Raw genomic sequence first — 20,694 nt, 5'->3', positions numbered from 1 at the left:
AACAGAGCTCAAACCAAAGAGTTCAAAACACAGCGATCAGACATATCGACTGACTCAAAACTTACTCTCCTAACCACTGCGTCACGCATTGACGTAACTCGGCAGGGCGATAAGGCTTAGCAAAAAAGTCATTCATACCGGCGTTAATAAAACGCTCTCGATCTTCAGGCAACGCATTGGCCGTAATCGCGATCACCGGAATATCTGCATTATCGTTCGGTAATTGGCGCCATCGTAGGGTGGCTTCCAAGCCATCCATTTCGGGCATAAAAATATCCATCAGGACCAGCGCATATTGCTGTTCACGGCCGAGTTTCAATGCTTCATGCCCTGAAGCCGCGACATCAACATCAAACCCCGATTTTTCCAAAACAGTGCGTGCCAACATACTATTCACGGGGCCGTCATCAACGACCAAAATGCGCGGACGCTTCATCACCGGATTGGCCATCGCCGTATTCAGACCAATCGTCACCCCTTCAGGTAGCGGCAAGGTCAACACCAAAGTGAATGCATCCACGGCCTGGCGTACATCTAACTGCCCATTCAACTCACGCAATAATTGACGCACCAAGATCATGTCATGGCTCTGACGGGCGCGCTCATATCGACTGTCCAGGGGCGTCATCGGCTCAAATAAATTCCGCCGAACAGCCATATCCAGGCCATCCCCTTGGTCGGTCAAAGTAAGCTTTAGCTGAGTATTCGAAAGCAGGCGATATTCCATATCGATATCACCTTGCTGGGAATAAGTTAGACAATGTCTGACCAAGAGCATGAGTAAGCGTAAAAGGCGGGCGTCATCGACCGCCAAAGTCTCCAACTGGGGGTCAGAAGGAAGTCTCAAACGACGGCCGGAGACACTAAGCTCATGGTCCAAATGAACTTGAAGTGCCTTCAAAACACGGGATAACGACGTCCACTGAGGCGCCCCGCTGCGAGTTCCCATCTCCTGGGTCATATCATCTAGATCATGCAATAGACGTCGCAAAGTCATGAGTAAACGATCGGCCTCAGAAGGCATATCGGGTGACTCAACATCGGATTGCTCGATGAGTTGATCGACCAGTTGCTCGGCTTCTCGGGAGGCGACTTGTACAAATTCAGAACGCAACTTAGAAGCAGCCTCTAAACGCTGATACTCATTACGAAGTTGCTGTTGGGCACGACGAAACTCACTGATATCGAACATCGACAACAAACCGCCGCCACTTTGTAGCGGGGTCATGATAGCCATCCACTCATGCAGACCATCATCATGTTGCTCAGAACGCCTTAACTCGCTATACCACACTTCCTTGGTTTGCGAATCCAGCGGAACAAAATGACTGATCGGCTGACCTTTGAGCCGCTTGCGAATATCGCCAGCAAAGGCTTCAAAGGGGGCATTACAGTGGATAATTAAGCCTTGGTCATCATAATGACAAAGCACTAACGGACCATGGCTATGCTGTTCAATAAAGCTATGCAATGCCACAATTGTCGCCGCAGTTGTATCGACTGCAGCTGAGGCTGGCTCATGTGTCTGCTTGGTCTTAGCTTCAAGATACTGGCTTAAACGCAATTTAAATCGGCGATCACGCCTGATCGAAAGATAAATGACCAGGCCCCACACTCCCAATAACCCAACCGTCAGCAACACCAATAGCGCATTGCGGGTATAGTCCAGTAACTGTACACCGGCCTTCGCCGACGCTTTGGGCACAACCAATAAGAGCTTCCACCCCGTCGAGCCGATCGTGGACCAAGCCAGTGTTCGCGGCTGATCCAATTGAATATCTAACAACCCCGCCGCATCGGAACGAAGAGGTTCTAATGCATCCTGATAACCCGGTCTGAAAAAAATATTATTAGGAATCGCATTCAATAACCCCTCATGCATATCCTTCGGCAAGCCGCTCGCCTCAGACAGTGCACTCGGCGGATCACTCAAATCCCACTCCCGACGCCCCTTAGCAGGCGCCGCCAACACAGTACCATCACGGCTAAGCAACATGGCATAACCGTCCCAAGGCACATTCAAATGAGATAACCGTTGGACCAAGGCTTCAACAGTGAGGTCGAGGCCGACAATGCCAAGGAACTCATCATTGGCATATACCGGCTGGCTCAGTGTTAAGACCCAGCCTTGACCAGCCGGATCCATATAAGCATCGGTCCAGACGGACTTACGAGAAGCGTTATGCTCAGGATCAGCATGATAGAAAAACATGAAATCCCGAATATCCACTTGAGGAGAGAATTGCTTTAAGACATCAACATAGGGGTAAATCACCATTTCGGTTCGGTCATTAATAAAATACAGCTGCCGAACTAAAGGGTGACTTCGATAGGTGTCCTTCAACAACCAGCCCATGGCCTGCATACGTCGAGCTTGGCGCATGTCTTGATCGCCCGCAGGCTGAACAGCGGAGAAAAATAAAGCCCCGCCCCCATCATCATAGGCTTTGTAGCGGACACCTTCGGGGCTTTGCTTCAGCATCAGAGGGGTATGGCCCGGCGTCGCCGTCATCACCCTTGCTCCCTGTCGCCCTAACAAAGCCCCTATATGCTCCAGGTTCGACAGCTCCAGATCAAGCTGATGTCCTAGCAACCCAACTGAGTTTAAGACCCGATCCTGTGCGTCACGTGCGACTTGGTCAGCCCCCTCCTGGCCAATCAAAGAAGCCACCATAATACACAACAACAACCAGACGACTAGAACACCGCCCAGCGGCCAGATCAACATCCGCCCACGGCTGCGTTGAAGCCATTGAGTTAAAAGATCACGTACCGTTGAAGGATTGCGTTGTGCCAAAGCAGGCATCCCGTGGTCAAGTCACGCTCAACAAAGAGCACAAAGCCCATGATATGAGGGTAGCAGTATATCAGCGCCCTACTGGTCATCATAGATAATACCCCGTAAACTCGACGCAGATCACCGACGCTAAAGGCTCAATGGACCAGCGCGACAGCGTCCCCAAATGACCTGGAACGGACTCACATTAGATTATGTGCTTGCTTGCAATTGCCTGGCAGTCTCATCTGGATTTTCCTCTGGTGATGGCTGCTAATCGAGATGAATTCCACTCACGCCCCACTCAACCCGCCTATCATTGGGCCAGCGACCGCATTACCGGTGGCCAAGATGTTGAAGCTGGAGGCAGCTGGTTACTGACACATAACAATGGGCGTTGGGCCGCTTTAACTAACTTTCGCGAACCCAACACTATGGGTCGTCAGCCAGGCTATCGTTCGCGAGGAGAGCTACCGCTAAAAGCACTTGAGCAAGCGCCAGAGACACTGGCGTCTTGGCTCACGACACAAACGGATCAATACCTAGGCTACAACCTGATTTGGGGCGATCAAGAGCAAGCCTGGTGGTTTAGCAACCGGCATCCAACCCAACCACAGCGCTTGACATCGGGGCTCTACATTTTAAGTAATGCCGCCTTAGATACCCCTTGGCCAAAAAGTGAACGGCTGCGCGATCTGATGCAACAGTGGCTGAATACTCCTCATCCAGACCTGATGGCCCTCTGGCCCATACTAAAAGACCGCCATCGCCCCACGGATGACGAACTCCCAGATACCGGGATAGGACTAGAGTGGGAACGTTTACTCTCGACCCCCTTTATCGAGAGCCCGGAATACGGCACTCGCGCCAGCACGATCGTTTATCAATCGGCACACGGTTGCGGCCAATTAATGGAGCGGAGCTTCAATGCTCAAGCACAGTGCGTTGGCGAGCGTCATTTAAAGTGGTCTCTGGAGTAAGACATCACATGCGGCTCACAAGCGTTCATATTTGCAAAACGCTCAGGCTTTTATTCATGACCAGCATGCTCGCGCTGACTTCTGCCTGGAGCCAAGCGGCCCCCCTAGAGCCCCACCATAACTGGTTATTACAGCGACTTGCCGGCTGGCCAGACGCGCCAGCACTCCATCACCCCCAACTGATCCGTCAACTTTATCAAGCGGCAGGTTATTCACGCTTCTGGCGTGATGCTGCCGGAGTGCCGACAGGGGCAGCACGTCATTTGCAGCAACAGTTAGCGCCCTGGCAGTTATTAGCACCGATTCCAGCACTCGATAATCTCCGCCAGCTGAACCACTGGTTGAGTGACTCGACAAGAGGACATAGTGCCGATGAGGCCTATGCTCGGGACCTGCTCATCACCGATCGCTACCTGGATTGGCTCAGCGACCGTTATCGCTATCGCTGGAACACATTTGATCGCGATCAGGACCAAACACTACTCAATCAAGCCAACTCTTGGGGGCAATGGCCTGCCCCTTTCTCCCGAAGCCGGTTAGAGGATCACTTAACATCGTGGACTCTACAATTACGCCAGGGGTCTCCAGCACAATGGATACGGGATACGCTGACTGAAACAACTCCCCCTTCAGCTTATTACTGGCCCTTGAGGCAAGCCTTTGCCAGGCTTCAACAGGCGAATGCAACGGGCCCATGGCCCACGCTCCCGCCTTTACTCCATCAGAACCATAACCAACTAGATCCCATTTATCATGAAATACTTCGCCTACAACTGAGCCGTCTGGGCGATTTAGTTGAGGATGAGACTCTCACCTCGCCAAAACAGCGCGCACCCTTGAATGAGCGACTCTCGCAAGCCCTCAAACGTTTTCAGCAGCGCCATCAACTGCCCCCCAGCGGCCAATTAGATGAGCCCACTCGACAATGGCTCAACGTCCCGCTGAATGAAAAGCTACGCCGCCTTGCACATAACATTCGTCGCCTGGAACATTTACCTCGCCAGTTAAACAATCACTATTTAATGATCAACATGGCCGATCAACAACTGCAATGGGTCGTCAACGGGCAAACACGCGCACAAACCCGGGTCATTGTCGGTAATCGCCAGCACCGAACCCCCATCATGGCGCAATGGTTGACCTCGTTGATTCTCAACCCGCTATGGAATGTCCCACCAGAGATCGCCCGCACCAATATCATGCCGCTTGCTAAGCGTAACCCGTCCTATCTCGCTTCACGGGATTACACCATTATTGAAGGCTGGTCCCAGCCTCCGCGCTCACGGCCATTAGCGTCGTTACCCGAAGATGCCTTTACGCCGGATAATCCAAGGTACCGTCTTCAGCAGCAGGCCGGGCGCTTTAACCAACTTGGGCGTGTCAAGTTTCGCTTATCGAACCGGCAAGCCATTTATCTACATGACACACCGGCAAAATCCCTTTTTAATCGCACACAGCGAGCCTTGAGTCACGGCTGTGTCCGAGTGGAAAATGCCCAACAACTGGCCACCTGGCTACTGGAAGACACCCCAGCATGGTCCAGAGAACAACTGCAGCAACAGTGGCAAACGAAAGAAGAACGGTACGTACAGGTACGCCCCAAGGTTGCTGTCTACTTAATGTACTGGACCGCCTTTGTAGACGCTCAAGGCATTCTGCAATGGAGAGAAGACATTTACGGAAAGGATCGGTTTGAGGCTCATCCTACTCAATTCGCTAGCAACCCAAAGCCCTCATATCATCGAGGGCATTAATACAACAACAATACAACAGCGACCCGCTGTTTATGCTTTACGACGCATCACAATTAACCATTCAAGATCATGTTCACGACTGAATGCCGCCACGGCATCTTCAACCTCTTGAGTCGTCTCACAGGGCAGTACAGCCACCAACAACTGTTTGGCCTGAGCCAACGTCACCCGACGAATCGCAGCCTTAACCCGTGGCAAGCTCGACAGGTTCATTGATAACCCCTGATACCCCATGGCCATCAATAGCAGCGCTCCCGCCGGATCTCCAGCCAACTCGCCACACAAACTCACAGGCAGCTGATACTTGCGCGCTTTTAACGCTAAATCATTTAATGCCCGTAATACGGCAGGATGCATCGCATTATAAAGCCCCGCCACACGAGGGTTGTCGCGATCAACAGCAAGCAGATACTGCGTCAAATCATTGCTACCCACCGATAAGAAATCAACCCGTTTAGACAAAGCGCCGACTTGAAAAATCATCGACGGCACCTCAATCATGGCCCCTATCCTTGGCATTGGTAGCTTAAGGCCTTCATTACTTTGTAATTCTTCGTGCGCCCGCATCACCATCTTGCGCGCTTCATCAACCTCATGCATGGAGGCCACCATCGGCAAGAGAATACGCAGGTTCTCAAGTCCATCACTGGCACGTAACATGGCCCGAATTTGAGCCATAAACACTTCAGGGTGATCGAGCGTGACTCGAATACCTCGCCACCCCAGTGCGGGGTTACGCTCCTCAATAGGGAAATAAGGTAAAGGTTTATCGCCCCCAATATCCAGTGTTCTCATCACCACAGGAAAAGGAGCGAAGGCCACCAATTGCTCACGATAGATCCGCGTTTGTTCCTGCTCCCCTGGGAAGCGTTCTGCCATCATGAAAGGGACTTCGGTACGATATAACCCCACCCCTTCGGCCCCTAACGCCTGGGCACGGGACTGATCTTCGACCAAGCCTGTATTCACCAGCAAAGGAACCCGATGACCGTCGAGTGTTTCGCACAGCTTGCGTGCTTCAACCTCCAACTCTTCGGTGAGCGCTTCATCTTGCCGCATATGCTCACGATACTGCGCACTGAGTATCTCATCCGGCCAGCAAATCACCTGGCCGTGATAACCATCCACCACTAATGACTCGCTCTCGAGGCGCTTATAAGGCAGGTCAGAAAGCCCCATTACGGTAGGAATGCCCATAGCACGAGCTAAAATCGCCAAATGAGAGTTGCTGGAACCTCGCACAGAAACCAGGCCGACCAGATGTTCACGAGGCACTTCACCTAACAATGCAGGTGACAGCTCTTCACCCACTAAAATCGTATTTTCAGGGTAGTCTTGGCGGATATCACTACGGGCTTGTAGATAAGCCAGCACTCGACGCCCTAAGTCACGGATATCCGCTGCACGTTCACGGAGATAAGCATCCTCAACCTTTTCGAGATACTTGACGTGGCGTCGAACGACATGAGACAAGGCCCCCTGGGCCCAATGACCATCATCAATCCGCTTATGAACCTCGCCGCCCAATGCCGCTTCGTCCAGCATCTGAAGATAAGCCTCGAAGAGCAGCTGCTCCTGTGGGCTAATACGTTTCGCTAGACGGGCCGATAGCGCCTCGATATCTTCCCGAACGGCCATCAGCGCTTGGTCAAAGAGCGCTTTTTCTGCTTCGGCATCTTCACACTGGCGGTCTGGAACGGCATCCAGATCCGCCGGAGGCATCACAACAACCGCTTCACCAATAGCAATCCCAGGAGAGGCTGAAACACCATTATAAGGTACGCTTTTCCGTTGACCCGCTCGATCAAGGCTTAAGCTACCATTGGCAATCGCATGAGCAAGCACAGCAGCAAGTTGCGCTGCGATCGTCACCAAAAAAGCTTCTTCACCCTCATCAAAACGGCGCTTAGCTTTTTGCTGCACCACCAGTACACCCAATACGCGCCGCTGGTGGATAATGGGCACCCCTAAGAAACTGTGATAACGCTCTTCACCGGTGACACGTAAATAAAGATAGTTGGGGTGCTCAGGTGCATTATCGAGATTCACCGGCTCTTCACGCTGGCCGACATAGCCCACGAGCCCTTGATTCAGTGCTAAGCTCACACGTCCAATCGCCGCCGGGTTCAACCCCAACGTATCCATCAGAACATAGCGTTCACGCTCAGGGTTATATAAGTAAACCGAGCAAACATCCGTACCCATGGCCTTACGCACACGCCGCACGATTAAGGACAAAGCCGTACTTAAATCTCGTGCGGCGCTCACATCTTGGACAATGCGGCGCAAGGTTTCGAGCATCATGTGGCCTTATCCTCCTATCAATGACAGGCTATAGCGGCAAAGTTAACCCTCATGCCCCTGATCGCGCATTAAACGGTGAACACGGGGTAACAACTCTTTCAGCGCCCGCCGATAAACCTCACGTTTAAATGCGACCACCTGAGCCAGTGGATACCAGTAACTCACCCAACGCCAACCATCAAACTCAGGGTGAGTCGATTTATCAAAACAAACTTCACGATCCTCACACAGAATCTGCAACAAAAACCATTTTTGTTTCTGGCCTACACACAAAGGCTTACTATGGCGCCGAATCATGCGTCGGGGCAGCCGGTAGCGCAACCAGCCACGGGTACAGGCCAGTACCTGAACATGCTCCGGATCCAGACCAATCTCTTCTCGCAACTCACGATAAAGGGCATCTTCAGGGGACTCTCCCTGTTTGATACCACCTTGCGGAAATTGCCATGCATCCTGCCCGCAGCGACGCGCCCAAAGCACCTCTCCACGCGCATTCGCAATAATGATGCCGACGTTGGGTCTATACCCATCCTCATCAATCACACACGATTACCTCACCAAGACTTAATGCCATTGTTCCACAAAGCACTGAAGCTATTCAATTTGCACACTAGACAGTATGCGATTGATTCGGGCAATCGTTAAAGATTATTCAATATGAATGAGTCACATAACGGTTGATGAACCTCGACATCATGGGTGGAACTTGGCATCACGGCATACCATCACAACCTATAAAATACTTTGGCGATTAGTGCACAGAGACAATCGAGTGATTACTGAACGCCGTTTGCCTGATATCTTTAAGCTCATATATCTTACAGCCCTCAAGGGTACTCGCGAGTGCCGATAAGCCATAAAGCAATCAAGCTGACAGCCTTTAAGGCCATCAACGGTTCGGCAAACGTATCCACCACCCAAACGGTTTACTCAAAACGTCACAGCAGCTAAGCGTTTCAGTAGACAAAACGTTTCAGTAAAACAGGAGCACATGGTGAGTCTGGCCATTTTTGATCTCGATAATACGCTGATTGCTGGAGACAGTGATCACGCCTGGGGAGAATTTCTGGTACGGCATCAGTACGTGGATGCAGAGCACTATCGGCAGGCGAATGATCGCTTTCACCAGCAATACACTGAAGGCCAATTAGATATCTTGGAATATCTACAATTTGCGCTCGCCCCTTTGGCCAATCACGATCGCGCAACACTTGAGCAATGGCGCTCGCGCTTTATGACCGAAGTCATCACCCCGATGATGCTCCCTGCGGCCAAATCACTGCTTTCAAAGCATCGCGAAGCAGGCGACACATTACTGATTATTACCGCCACGAACCGTTTTATCACAGAGCCTATTGCAGAGGCACTCCAGGTCGACGACCTGATTGCCGTAGAGCCTGAGATCATTGATGGTCGTTATACCGGCCGCATTGCAGGGCTACCCACCTTCCAGGAAGGTAAAGTAACGCGCCTTAAACAATGGCTAACAAGTCACCAAATGACCCTCTCAGGAAGCTACTTCTACAGTGATTCGCGTAATGACCTTCCCTTGCTGGAACAGGTTGATCACCCCGTCGCGGTAGATCCCGACCCCACTCTCAGAGCCCGAGCAGAGGCTGAAGGCTGGCCAATTATCAGCTTGCGTTAAGCCTTCCCAGCCGATAACGGCCCTGACACATAACGGGCATATAACCAAAAAGCCGAACACTTCAGTGCTCGGCTTTTTAAAAGCAGTCCATCAGGACTTAATCAGCTCAACACACAATCAAGCGGTTTCAACTTCGCGCTCAGGATCTAACGCCAAAGTGGTCAACGTCATATCCCTCACTTGATGTAACAACTCCGGCTCATCGTTTAAAGAACGCCCATAAGACGGAATCATCGTTTTAAGCTTCTGTTGCCATTCACCGGCGAGACGATCTTTAAAGCAAGTTTCTAATACTGTCAGCATGGCTTCAACAGAGGTAGAGGCCCCCGGGGAGGCCCCCAGCAAAGCGGCTAAAGAGCCATCAGCAGAACTGACTACTTCAGTACCGAACTCTAACTTACCGCCTTTTTCTGGATCTTTCTTGATAATCTGTACGCGCTGCCCAGCAACCGCTAGCTCCCAATCACCATCTTTAACTTCAGGATAAAAATTTTGTAGCGCTTTCACACGAGAGCTGTGAGATTGCATGGCTTCTTTGATCAAATAGCGCGTTAAATCCATGTTATCGCGGCCAACTGAGAGCATCGGCACCAAATTGCTACCATTGACAGATTTAACGAGATCCATAAAGGAGCCACGTTTTAAGAACTTCGTCGTAAAGCCGGCAAAAGGACCAAACAACAGGACATTCTGACCATTGATATAGCGGGCATCCAAATGTGGCACTGACATCGGCGGCGCCCCGATCGGCGCCTTACCGTAAACCTTGGCCAAATGCTGATTCACAATCGCTGGATCACGGCAAACCAACCATTGACCACTGACAGGAAAACCGCCGTAACCTTTCCCTTCAGGGATGTCACTCTTCTGTAAAAGCGGTAAGGCTGCACCGCCGGCGCCTAGGAAAACGAAGCGAGAGCGCACCGTTTCCCGACGCCCGGTTTTAACATTTTCCAACTCAACATCCCACTGGCCATCAGCAGTCTGATTCAGATCACGGACATTATGAGAGAGCTGAAGATCAAAACCCGGTTGCGTTTCAAGATACTTCACCATATGCCGAGCCAACTCACCAAAGTTGACATCTGAACCATAACGCACGCGAGTCCCGGCAACAGGCTGATCTTTAGGCCGCCCTTTCATCACCAACGGCATCCATTTTGCCAGCACCTCAGGATCTTCCGAGAATTCCATATCTAAAAACTGGTGATGCTGGCTCAAGGTGCGATAACGCTTACGCAGAAACTCAACATTCTTCTCACCCCAGACAAAACTTTGGTGCGGCGCAATGTTGATAAAGGCTTTAGGCTCAGGCAGCATGCCTTGAGACACGAGGTATGACCAGAACTGCAAGCTCAGCTCGAAGGATGCATTAATTCTGAGTGCTTTACGAATATCGATGCTGCCATCTGACAACTCAGGGGTATAGTTCAGCTCACAATAGGCGGCATGGCCTGTCCCTGCATTATTCAACGCATCAGTACTTTCCTGGGCCACCTGGTCAAGGCGCTCAACCATCATAATGCTCAACGCAGGATCAAGCTGCTTAAGCATCATGCCTAGGGTCGAGCTCATGGCTCCGGCCCCGACTAGCATCACATCAGCTGTTTTCACGATCATCACCCGAAACGACATAGCGGAATGATAGGCTAACCAAGAGAGCCTGAACGCAAGGATTCATCATGCTGTCATGGTTAACCGTTGTCATGATCAAAGGTGGCGCGCTGCGTCACTCCATATGAAGAAGAAAGCTAACGCTTTATCTGGAGTAACGTCAGGAAATCAAGGTGGTCTCTTTCATCAGATCTGATCAAAACCTGATGAAAACGGTTCTTCAGAGGCCTCACGACTGTGGTTCCATCAAGGTAGAGGGTGGTGCCACAAGATTGCAAGACAGATTCACCGCATGGCCACCAGATCTGAATAAATTGACCTGACGGCGCGTCATCTATGTGATATCAGAAGGGATCAGCGCCTCATAGTCAACCCAGGCAAAACCTTATAGGGATCATAAGGTTGGCCTCAATTCCACGGCGCCCAGCTCGCAACTGCAGCAAAAAACCTGAATAGATCATATCTATAGCGCTAAAGCGCGCCGATATCCAGCTTTAAAAAGATGTTGAAGAACCCATTAATTTAAGACCAACGACTAATAAAAATAATCCCCAAATACCACTTAAAGCTCAGGATACTGATATCATCACCCAATCGGCGATTTAAGGAACGATGGTTACAATGCTGCCACCGCTAAGTTTTCTGAGCACGCCTTCAGACCCACTCTCTAGACGGCGCCAATATCATATTTTGATGGCCCTGCTGGCCATAGGGTGTGCTGTTTTACTATCCCTTCAGCTCAATACGGGCAGCTTATCAATTAGCCGAGACCAACTGGCGCAAGCCTTGATGGGTCAAGGCGAAGCCCTCGCCGAACAAATCGTATGGGAATTACGCTTACCCCGCGCACTCTTGGGCATGATGGCGGGCGCCGCACTGGCACTCTCAGGCGCGCTCATGCAAGGGCTTACCCGCAATCCACTCGCAGATCCCGGGCTGCTCGGTATAGGTGCTGGCGCCGCACTGGCATCGGCCACACTGATTATTATTTGGCCCAACCTGCCTCGTGGATTACTCATTCCAGCAGCGTTGGTCGGTGCACTATTGGTCGCTTGGCTCACTTGGCGACTCAGTCGACGTCATGAAAGAAGCATGGCCCGTCTATTACTGGCCGGATTGGCATTGAACAGCTTAGTGACGGCACTTCTGACACTCATGACCTGGCGAGCCACAGGAGATCAATTGCGCTGGCTACTCTTCTGGCAACTCGGGAGCCTGGAAAGAGCAGACTGGCCTTTACTGGGTGTGATGGGCAGCATCTTGTTATTCGCGATTATCCGCCTCAACTGGCTTGCCCGAGGGCTAGATCTACTCTCTATGGGAGAAGCGAGTTGTCGACATCTAGGCTGGCCGGTACAACGCCTGCAGCGTGAAACCGTATTTTGGATTGCCGTACTCACCGCCACCAGTGTTGCCTTATGCGGCTTAATTGGATTTATTGGTTTGATTCTGCCGCATATTTTGCGATTAATTGTCGGCCCAGGACATACCAGACTGCTACCACTCTGCATGATTGGCGGTGCGGCCTTACTCTTACTCGCAGACCTATTAGGTAGAACCCTGCTGGCTCCACAGATCTTGCCACCCGGACTTATGCTTGCCTTAATCGGCACACCATTATTTATTCACTTGCTACTGGGCCGTCGAGCGCTACCCATGTAGCCCTATCAACCTGGCGCGGACGAGCCGCTTTAAAATATGCTCGAATGACGAATAAAAAGCCAACCTGCAAACGAAGGCCCATTCATGCTCGACGTGCGCTCACTATCGCTATCACGCGGACACAGAATCATACTGAACCACTTAGATTTTCAGTGTGCGCCAGGCCTCATTGGCCTCATTGGCCCCAATGGCGCCGGTAAAAGTAGCCTAATTGAAGCGTTGGCAGGGGATCGAGCAGAATCCTGTCAGGTCTATTGGAACCAGCGACCCATCACCGAATGGCCAGCCCTTGATTTCGCCCAAGTCAGGGCCTGCCTGAGCCAAAGGCCGGAAGCCAGCTTTGATTTCCCCGTTTCCGACTGGTTGAAATTCAGCCGAACCCCACATGCGGACCTCACGACAGAAAGCGACCAGTGGGCGGAACACCCTGCGTTAGCCGGCGCGATAGCCGCACTTGGCATCCAGTCATTGCTCGAACGCACACTGCACTCACTTTCAGGTGGCGAGCGTCAGCGCGTTCAATTGGCTAGAACACTGGCACAAGTCTGGCCGCTTGACGACACCCCTCGACTTTTACTTCTAGATGAGCCACTCACCGGACTGGACCTTTCTCATCAGCATAGACTGCTGCGCACATTACAAACACTGGGCCAAAGAGGGGTTTGCACCGTGGTCGCGTTGCACGACCTGGATCTCGCGGCACGCTACTGCCAACAACTTCTGTTGCTTAATCAGCAAACACTGGTGGCTAATGGTACCCCTCATCAAGTGCTGACCTCACAACACCTCGCAGATCACTTTCAGTTAGATGCCGAAGTTCGCCACGACCTCACCCCATGGCCGATCATCCTGACGCGCTAAGCCGTTTTCTTGGAATGCGTGTATGAGATGTACGTATGGATGCAAGTATGAAATGTACGTATGAGAGGTACGTATGAAATGTACGCATAAAATTGACGTATGAGACGTCATTGGAAAAGAGTCACTCGATAGATCAACAACGATAAAAAAATGCCGCCCAATAGGCGGCATCCAATCACAAGGACAAATCTCAAAGGAACTTAACAACACACTGCATAGGCATTTTCAACAGAAACACGTTCTACAAAGACGCTTCCTACAAAGCAATTTGCGACACAAGCACTTCACAAAGAAACCTTGAACTGCATTGCGAATAAAATTAAAGATTTCAGTATCAAGCGACAACCATGTCCGCTTCCATCGCTTTACGTACCTTTTTCATCGCATTCTTTTCGAGCTGACGAATCCGCTCAGCGGACACACCATAGACGTCAGCCAACTCATGCAATGTGGCCTTGTTTTCAGCCAACCAACGCTGCTGCAAAATATCACGACTACGCTCATCAAGTTCTGACATCGCATGCTGTAGGCGACTACTTGAATCACTCTCCCAGTCTTCCTCTTCCAGCTGAAGCGCCGGATCCTGAGAAGCATCATCCAGGAAATGAGCAGGCGCCCAAGCCGCATGATCATCATCATCAGCGGAAGGATCGCCATCAAAAGCCGCATCATTTGAAGACAAGCGACCTTCCATCTCACGGACGACTTCAGGCTTAACGTTCAAGTCTTCGGCAATCGCATCAACTTCAGCGCCATTAAGCCAATTCAGGCGCTTTTTCGCACTCCGCAAGTTGAAGAATAACTTACGCTGAGCTTTAGTCGTGGCGACTTTAACAATGCGCCAGTTACGTAATACAAATTCATGAATTTCCGCTTTGATCCAGTGCACGGCAAAGGATACAAGGCGCACACCCATTGTCGGATCAAAACGTTTAACAGCCTTCATCAGGCCAACATTACCTTCCTGGATTAAGTCAGCCTGCTGCAGACCATAACCGTTATAGCTCTTGGCAATATGCACTACAAAGCGCAAGTGGGACAGCACCAGTTGACGCGCTGCCTCTAAATCACTGTGCTCATGCAGGCGCTCTGCCAGATGCTTTTCTTCCTCAACAGTCAACAGCGGTATACTGTTCACTGTCTGTATGTAAGCACTGAGATCACGCCCAGGGCTTAGAACATCGACCACCTGCAGTTGCTTATTCATGGAATGCTCCGTCTCAAGTCTCTTGACCTTACAACGAATTTAGAATCGTCATAACACCGATTCGCTCACAAACCTATATGACGACAATGAACCTGAAGAGTTCCTCAATAAACTGTCGCCATATACTGACAAAGAGTTCAAAGACAAACAATTCACGGATCAATGACTCACAAACAAGTCACTCGTCACTCAGGTCTGTCACTGGGCACTGATACAACATGCCTGCTCTTCTCGTTTTTTATACGCAAGTTTTTTACACGAGAGTCTCGACCATCATACGAGGGGCCCAATCAAAGCTCATGGACTTCAAGCGGCGACAAAAACACCACAACACCATTATTGAGGCTCAATAGCCCCAAGATGACGTCCAACAGCTAACCAAGCGCCCAGCCAGCCTAATAGTGTACTACATAAGAGTAGCAATACCGAATCTGTGAATCCCAGCCCTAATAGCTCAAAGTCGCTGGCATACGCACTGGCCAATGCATGAACCGGGCCTGCCAACCAAATCAAGGCCAGGTTAATCAACAACCAGGCCAGAACCCCACCACCTAACCCGTACCAGATACCGGTATACAAAAAGGGACGACGGACAAATGCATTGGTCCCGCCGACCAACTTCACGACCACAATCTCCTGACGTCGGCTTTCAATGGCTAACCGAATGGTATTACCGACCACCAACAAAACGGCAACCCCTAAGAGCAATGCCAAAGCGGTTACGGCGCGTTCGCCTAACGCCATAATAGAGTAGAGTCGCTTCACCCAAGCCAAGTCCAACTGTACTTCATCGACATCAGACATGGCCTTAAGCTGATTCATTAAGTGTTCTTGCAAGGCGACTGCGGAAGTGCCAAGGCTTGCAGCCGCAGGACGCACCACAATGACGGCCGGCAAAGGATTGTCATCCAGGTACTTCAGCGCATCGCCAAACCCAGAGAAGGTTCGAAACTCTTCCAACGCCTGGGCCTGAGAAATAAAATGAGCGTCAGCAACATCTTGGCGCAGCTTTAATTCCTGCGTCAGATCACGTCCACGCTCATCATTGACTGAGGCCTTCAGATATACCGACATCTGAGCGGCCCCATCCCAATTACTCGATACCAGTTGCGCGTTGTTCAAAAACAGATAAAGCCCCGTAGGTAATGCCAAGGCAATCGCAATCACCAGCCAAGTCATCAAACTGGCGACCGGTGATTTCAGCATGCGGCGAAAACTATCGATGGCCATTTGTCGATGGTGTCGTTTCCAACTCGATAGTCGTTCCTGCGCATCCACACGGCTGATCTGAGCATTACCACCACGACGAGATGAGATTTCAGCTTCAGGCTCACGGCGTTTAGTGCGTTTAACAGGGGCTCGCTTTTTAGTGGGTTGCTGACGCCCCCAACGCTCAGAATAACTCGCTCCGCCTTTGCCGCCGGTTTTGCCACCAGGGTTTCCACCAGACTGGCGAGAATCATCTCGACTCATCCCTCACCTCCTGTCGCGGCTTGGGGTTTAAAAGGCGCGTCATGAATCATCGCTCCATCTTTCAAGACCATGACCCGGCGAGCCATTCGCTGAACCAATTCTAGATCGTGGGTGGCGATCATCACCGTTACCCCAACGGCATTAAATTGGCGAAACAACTGCATGATTTCTGCTGACAACTGAGGGTCAAGGTTACCGGTCGGCTCATCCGCCAATAAAATCGGGGGTTTATTCACCACGGCTCGTGCAATCCCCACACGTTGTTGCTCCCCTCCAGAGAGCATGATCGGCGATAGCTTTTCTTTAGATAAAAGACCCACTTTATCCAGTGCGGCGCGCACACGACGCCCGATTTCACGCGGGTCCATCCCTTCGATGACCAAAGGTAAAGCAACATTGTCGAAAACAGTACGATCAAATAACAACTGGTGATCTTGAAACACGACGCCAATCTTACGGCGCAAGAAGGGCACATGATGAGGTTTAAGACGTGACAATTGTTGACCATCAATCACCACACTGCCCCGCGTGGCCACTTCCATACGCATCATCAACTTCAACAGGGTACTTTTACCTGCACCTGAATGCCCTGTCAGGAACGTCATATCTCCGCTAGGCAAGTGAAAACTGACATTTTGTAGCGCTTCGTGACCATTTTCATAGCGTTTGAATACGTTGGAAAACTGGATCATAGTGACGCATCAGCCTTAGGCTGCCTCCTCCTGCAGATCAAGCAGCGCCTCCACAAAAGCCTCAGCGTCAAAGTCACGCAGATCTTCTGCTTGCTCACCGACACCAATAAAGCGCACAGGCAGTCCGGTCTCACGGGCTAGAGCAAAGATCACGCCACCCTTTGCTGTCCCATCTAACTTGGTTAAAGCAAGCCCTGTCACCTCAACCGCCTGCTGGAACTCACGCGCCTGATTCAGTGCATTTTGTCCAGTCCCAGCATCCAGCACCAACAGTGTTTCAAAGGGAGCATCGGGCTGTAACTTCTGCATGACACGACGGACTTTACGCAGCTCTTCCATCAAGTTGCTTTTGTTATGCAAACGTCCGGCAGTATCAGCGATCAAGACATCAACCCCACGCGACTGCGCAGCCTGAAGCGCATCATAGACAACACTGGCACTATCAGCGCCTGTATGCTGCGCCACCACAGGCACTTGGTTTCGTTCGCCCCAAGCCTGGAGTTGCTCAACTGCGGCCGCACGGAAGGTATCCCCAGCCGCAAGCATGACACTGAGGCCTTCATGCTTATAACGCTTCGCCAATTTACCAATAGTCGTCGTTTTACCAACGCCATTCACCCCGACCATCAGGATGACTTTCGGTCCAGAGGTCTTCGGCAAAACCAATGGCTCACTGACAGGCACCAGCAGCTCGCGTAACTCAGTTTTTAAGGCTGTAAACAGTGCTTGAGCATCATTCAGCTCATTGCGTTTCACCTGTGCGGTCAAACGTTCAATAATTTCTGTCGTCGCCGTCATGCCGACATCGGCCATCAGCAAGCGCGTTTCCAGCTCTTCCAAAAGCTCATCGTCAATGGCTTTGGCCCCCAGAAACAAGCTGGCCAGCCCTTCAGTGAGGCCACTTCGGGTGCGAGAAAGACCTGCTTTTAAGCGCGCAAAAAGACCTTGTTTCTTTGGCTCGGGCTCGGGCTCGGGCTCGGGCTCGGGCTCGGGCTCGGGCTCGGGCTCGGGCAAAGCCTGTGTCGATGTCGCCTCAGGTGCAAGCGCTTCAGTTGGTGACGGCTGAGTTTCAGTCAACGCTGATTCGACAGGCGTCGAGCCGGACGCTTCTTCAGGAGTAGGCGTTATCGCCTCCTGTTCAGCCTCCGTCAGGACGACTGACTCATCAAGCTTAGAAGCCTCCTCAAGCGGTTCTGGCGTCGCCTCAACCTCAGTACTTTCAACCTCAGTACCTTCAACCTCAGTACTTTTAGCCTCAGTACCTTCAACTTCAGTACTTTTAGCCTCAGCACCTTCAACCGCAGCACTTTCAGCCTCAGAGCTTTCAACCAGAGCATCTTCAAGCTGTTCTGAAGTCTCTTCCGGTGTTTGGGCGGGGGTATTTTTCTTACGTTTAAAGAATCCGAACATGGACAGTTCAATCCTGGCAACGAGTCAGCATTCAATCGAAAAGGAGAGGCTGTCAATCGAGACATCTCAAACTAACAACCTTAATCGTCGCTTATCCTACCACCCGCACCGCATGCGGGATACAATCAGCGCCTATTAGACAAGCTAGAGAACAGGCCCATGGCGTCACGAGCCCCTCAAAAAGCACGAGTCCCTCATAAAATGCGAGAGGCTCAAAAAAGCCACAAACAACCCCAATCAGCGGCCCGAAACCGATCTGCGACCAGCGCAACCGGGCAAATTCGCATTATTGGGGGCCAATGGCGTGGCCGTAAATTAACAGTGCCCTCTGGTGATGGGTTGCGCCCCACCACCGATAGAATGCGCGAAACACTATTTAACTGGCTGCAGTTTGAAGTGCCCTACAGCCGTTGCCTCGACCTTTTCGCAGGTACAGGAGCGCTGGGCTTTGAAGCATTATCACGCCAAGCCAGTGCCGTTTATTGGAGTGAACTATCGCCCCAGGTGAGTCGACATCTCAACACCTTGCTGCAACAACTGGCACCTGAGCACCCGAGCGCCAAAGTCATACAAACCGATGCACTCACATGGCTCCAACAGGGCCCTGAAGCCATTGGAGGACCGGTCAATATCGCCTTTGTTGATCCCCCGTTCCATCAAAACTTACTGTCTGAGAGCTGCCAAGCACTCGAGCAACAGGGTTGGCTTGCACCTAATGCTTGGATTTACATTGAGCATGAGCAAGATCTTAAAGATGTTCAACTCCCTTCTAATTGGTTGATTTACAGAGAAAAAAAATCCGGACAAGTCAGTGCCAAATTACTGCAACGGCAAGCTTCTTAAATCATGACTTAATGTCCGCATCGCAGTGCCATCATGGCAAGACTCATTACCGTGCCACCCCGAATGGAACTCAGGTGGTTGAATCGGGGTGCCATCTGCTAAAATGCCGACCGCATTGGCATGATTTACAGGCACCACAACACCCAACGTGGATTCCTTCATGAGCCTAGTTGTTTATCCCGGTACTTTTGATCCGATCACCAACGGCCATGCTGATCTGATCAGCCGAGCCACACGTATTTTTGATCGTGTCCTAGTGGCCATTGCGGCCAGCCCCAAGAAGCAACCCGCGCTATCACTATCTCAACGTGTTGCACTGGCGCAAGAAGTGTTAGCAGAACATGCCAATGTCGAAGTCATTGGTTTTGATTGTTTATTGACCGAATTTCTAAAACAACAGCAAGCCAATATTATTCTCAGAGGTCTGCGCGCCGTCTCAGATTTTGAATATGAGCTGCAACTGGCGAATCTGAATCGCGCCATGGCACCTCAGGTGGAAAGCTTATTTTTAACGCCATCAGAACATTTATCGTTCATTTCATCGACACTGGTGCGCGAAGTGGCCAGTCTCGGAGGGGATGTGCACAAGTTTGTCCACCCATCAGTCGCACGCGCACTCAGCGAACACTTTGGCTATACCTCATAAGCCAACCTGATTTAAGCATGATGATATCAATCAGGCGCAGTGACACCTGACATAACTGCCCTGAATTCTGATGCCAGTCGAGGACCCAATCATGGCACTTTATATCACTGACGAATGCATCAACTGCGACGTCTGCGAACCGGAATGCCCCAATGGCGCTATTTCCGCCGGGGAAGAAATTTACGTCATTGACCCGAACCTCTGTACAGAGTGTGTAGGTCATTATGATGAGCCCCAGTGTCAGCAGGTTTGTCCCGTTGAGTGCATTCCTCACGATCCCAATCACAAGGAAAGCAAAGACGACCTGATGGCCAAGTACAAGATTATTACGGCGGCGATGGGCTAACTCAATATAAGCCGGACGTGCTGAAAATGAGCGTTTCTTCTATATAAACGTTTCTACTAGGCAAGCGCTTCTAATATCTAAAAGGCCTGCATCCGCAGGCCTTTGTATTGATTCCACTTTTTTCTCACGCTCTAACGCTTCATCTAGTGCGCTGACGCTCAACAAGACGATCCAACCCTTCGATCACCGAGGATCCAGAATCTTCACCACATTGATTTCATTTTGTGGGTCATCCTCCATGTGATTCACTCGCGTCGGCAGCTCTTCATTGAGCCCTCCTGAAGCGCCTTGCTGGTTTGGGTCCATACTGTCATGGAAACCACAAGCCACACATTCACGGTGCTGAATATCGCCAACACTCCAGGCCTTAATTTTATCCATCGCACTACAACGCGGGCATACGGCCCCAGCAATAAAGCGTTTAATGGGTGCTTTCTCATCAGTCATGCGCATCTCCTGCCTCATTTAGGAAACAGGT

General features: G+C 51.1%; 18 protein-coding genes. 8 read left to right on the top strand and 10 right to left on the bottom strand.

What is annotated here, in order from left to right:
• Positions 1–61: 61 nt before the first annotated feature.
• Complete coding sequence (locus BFW38_RS01465; protein WP_068996790.1) at positions 62–2,806, bottom strand: response regulator; 2,745 nt, start codon at positions 2,804–2,806, stop codon at positions 62–64.
• Between the two features lie 185 nt (positions 2,807–2,991).
• Between BFW38_RS01465 and BFW38_RS01460 the strand changes: the two genes are divergently transcribed.
• Together BFW38_RS01460 and BFW38_RS01455 are read left to right on the top strand one after the other, a co-directional pair.
• Positions 2,992–3,756: an NRDE family protein gene (locus BFW38_RS01460; protein WP_068996789.1), complete on the top strand. Its 765-nt coding sequence runs from the start codon at positions 2,992–2,994 to the stop codon at positions 3,754–3,756.
• A gap of 56 nt (positions 3,757–3,812) precedes the next feature.
• A complete protein-coding gene (locus BFW38_RS01455; RefSeq protein WP_175400915.1) occupies positions 3,813–5,510 on the top strand; it encodes a L,D-transpeptidase family protein in 1,698 nt (565 codons plus the stop codon).
• Between the two features lie 30 nt (positions 5,511–5,540).
• Here the strand turns inward: BFW38_RS01455 and ptsP are convergent, their stop codons facing one another.
• The gene (gene ptsP, locus BFW38_RS01450) at positions 5,541–7,811 is read right to left on the bottom strand and encodes a phosphoenolpyruvate--protein phosphotransferase (protein ID WP_084004760.1); all 2,271 of its coding nucleotides are present in this window, start codon (positions 7,809–7,811) and stop codon (positions 5,541–5,543) included.
• A gap of 45 nt (positions 7,812–7,856) precedes the next feature.
• Complete coding sequence (locus BFW38_RS01445) at positions 7,857–8,357, bottom strand: RNA pyrophosphohydrolase (RefSeq protein WP_068996786.1); 501 nt, start codon at positions 8,355–8,357, stop codon at positions 7,857–7,859.
• Positions 8,358–8,808: 451 nt separating this feature from the next.
• Between BFW38_RS01445 and BFW38_RS01440 the strand changes: the two genes are divergently transcribed.
• On the top strand, positions 8,809–9,462 hold the full coding sequence (locus BFW38_RS01440) for a histidinol-phosphatase (protein WP_069000133.1): 654 nt from the start codon (positions 8,809–8,811) through the stop codon (positions 9,460–9,462).
• A 117-nt stretch (positions 9,463–9,579) separates the two neighbouring features.
• Here the strand turns inward: BFW38_RS01440 and mqo are convergent, their stop codons facing one another.
• Complete coding sequence (mqo, locus tag BFW38_RS01435; RefSeq protein WP_069000132.1) at positions 9,580–11,082, bottom strand: malate dehydrogenase (quinone); 1,503 nt, start codon at positions 11,080–11,082, stop codon at positions 9,580–9,582.
• A gap of 615 nt (positions 11,083–11,697) precedes the next feature.
• Between mqo and BFW38_RS01430 the strand changes: the two genes are divergently transcribed.
• Together BFW38_RS01430 and BFW38_RS01425 are read left to right on the top strand one after the other, a co-directional pair.
• Positions 11,698–12,738, top strand: coding sequence for a FecCD family ABC transporter permease (locus BFW38_RS01430; protein WP_218186343.1), 1,041 nt, complete (start codon positions 11,698–11,700; stop codon positions 12,736–12,738).
• An 84-nt stretch (positions 12,739–12,822) separates the two neighbouring features.
• Entirely contained in the window at positions 12,823–13,599 is a 777-nt protein-coding gene (locus BFW38_RS01425) for an ATP-binding cassette domain-containing protein (RefSeq protein WP_068996785.1), read from the top strand.
• A 334-nt stretch (positions 13,600–13,933) separates the two neighbouring features.
• Here the strand turns inward: BFW38_RS01425 and rpoH are convergent, their stop codons facing one another.
• The 4 genes from rpoH to ftsY form a co-directional block, all read right to left on the bottom strand.
• Entirely contained in the window at positions 13,934–14,806 is an 873-nt protein-coding gene (rpoH, locus tag BFW38_RS01420; protein WP_068996784.1) for an RNA polymerase sigma factor RpoH, read from the bottom strand.
• Positions 14,807–15,142: 336 nt separating this feature from the next.
• Positions 15,143–16,279: a permease-like cell division protein FtsX gene (gene ftsX, locus BFW38_RS01415; protein WP_084004383.1), complete on the bottom strand. Its 1,137-nt coding sequence runs from the start codon at positions 16,277–16,279 to the stop codon at positions 15,143–15,145.
• Positions 16,276–16,971, bottom strand: a complete 696-nt coding sequence (ftsE, locus tag BFW38_RS01410; RefSeq protein WP_068996783.1) for a cell division ATP-binding protein FtsE — start codon at positions 16,969–16,971, stop codon at positions 16,276–16,278. The genes ftsX and ftsE overlap by 4 nt, the downstream gene beginning before the upstream one ends.
• Positions 16,972–16,986: 15 nt before the next feature.
• The gene (gene ftsY / locus BFW38_RS01405) at positions 16,987–18,381 is read right to left on the bottom strand and encodes a signal recognition particle-docking protein FtsY (RefSeq protein ID WP_068996782.1); all 1,395 of its coding nucleotides are present in this window, start codon (positions 18,379–18,381) and stop codon (positions 16,987–16,989) included.
• Between the two features lie 159 nt (positions 18,382–18,540).
• Between ftsY and rsmD the strand changes: the two genes are divergently transcribed.
• Entirely contained in the window at positions 18,541–19,224 is a 684-nt protein-coding gene (gene rsmD, locus BFW38_RS01400) for a 16S rRNA (guanine(966)-N(2))-methyltransferase RsmD (protein ID WP_245686045.1), read from the top strand.
• Here the strand turns inward: rsmD and BFW38_RS01395 are convergent.
• Complete coding sequence (locus tag BFW38_RS01395; protein ID WP_068996781.1) at positions 19,201–19,386, bottom strand: hypothetical protein; 186 nt, start codon at positions 19,384–19,386, stop codon at positions 19,201–19,203. The two genes, rsmD and BFW38_RS01395, sit on opposite strands and share 24 nt — an antisense overlap.
• On the opposite strand from BFW38_RS01395, the gene coaD reads away from it, so the two are divergent.
• Together coaD and BFW38_RS01385 are read left to right on the top strand one after the other, a co-directional pair.
• Positions 19,385–19,870: a pantetheine-phosphate adenylyltransferase gene (gene coaD / locus BFW38_RS01390; protein WP_068996780.1), complete on the top strand. Its 486-nt coding sequence runs from the start codon at positions 19,385–19,387 to the stop codon at positions 19,868–19,870. The genes BFW38_RS01395 and coaD overlap by 2 nt on opposite strands.
• 91 nt (positions 19,871–19,961) lie before the next feature.
• Entirely contained in the window at positions 19,962–20,216 is a 255-nt protein-coding gene (locus BFW38_RS01385) for a YfhL family 4Fe-4S dicluster ferredoxin (RefSeq protein WP_068996779.1), read from the top strand.
• 183 nt (positions 20,217–20,399) lie between these two features.
• On the opposite strand, the gene BFW38_RS01380 is transcribed toward BFW38_RS01385, so the two are convergent.
• Positions 20,400–20,663: a YheV family putative zinc ribbon protein gene (locus BFW38_RS01380; protein WP_069000128.1), complete on the bottom strand. Its 264-nt coding sequence runs from the start codon at positions 20,661–20,663 to the stop codon at positions 20,400–20,402.
• Positions 20,664–20,694 lie beyond the last annotated feature (31 nt).

The organism is Terasakiispira papahanaumokuakeensis, assembly GCF_001709345.1.
GTDB classification, from domain to species: Bacteria; Pseudomonadota; Gammaproteobacteria; order Pseudomonadales; family Halomonadaceae; genus Terasakiispira; species Terasakiispira papahanaumokuakeensis.
The sequence above is the reverse complement of the archived record's forward strand: the minus strand, read 5'-3'. Positions and strand labels throughout refer to the sequence as shown.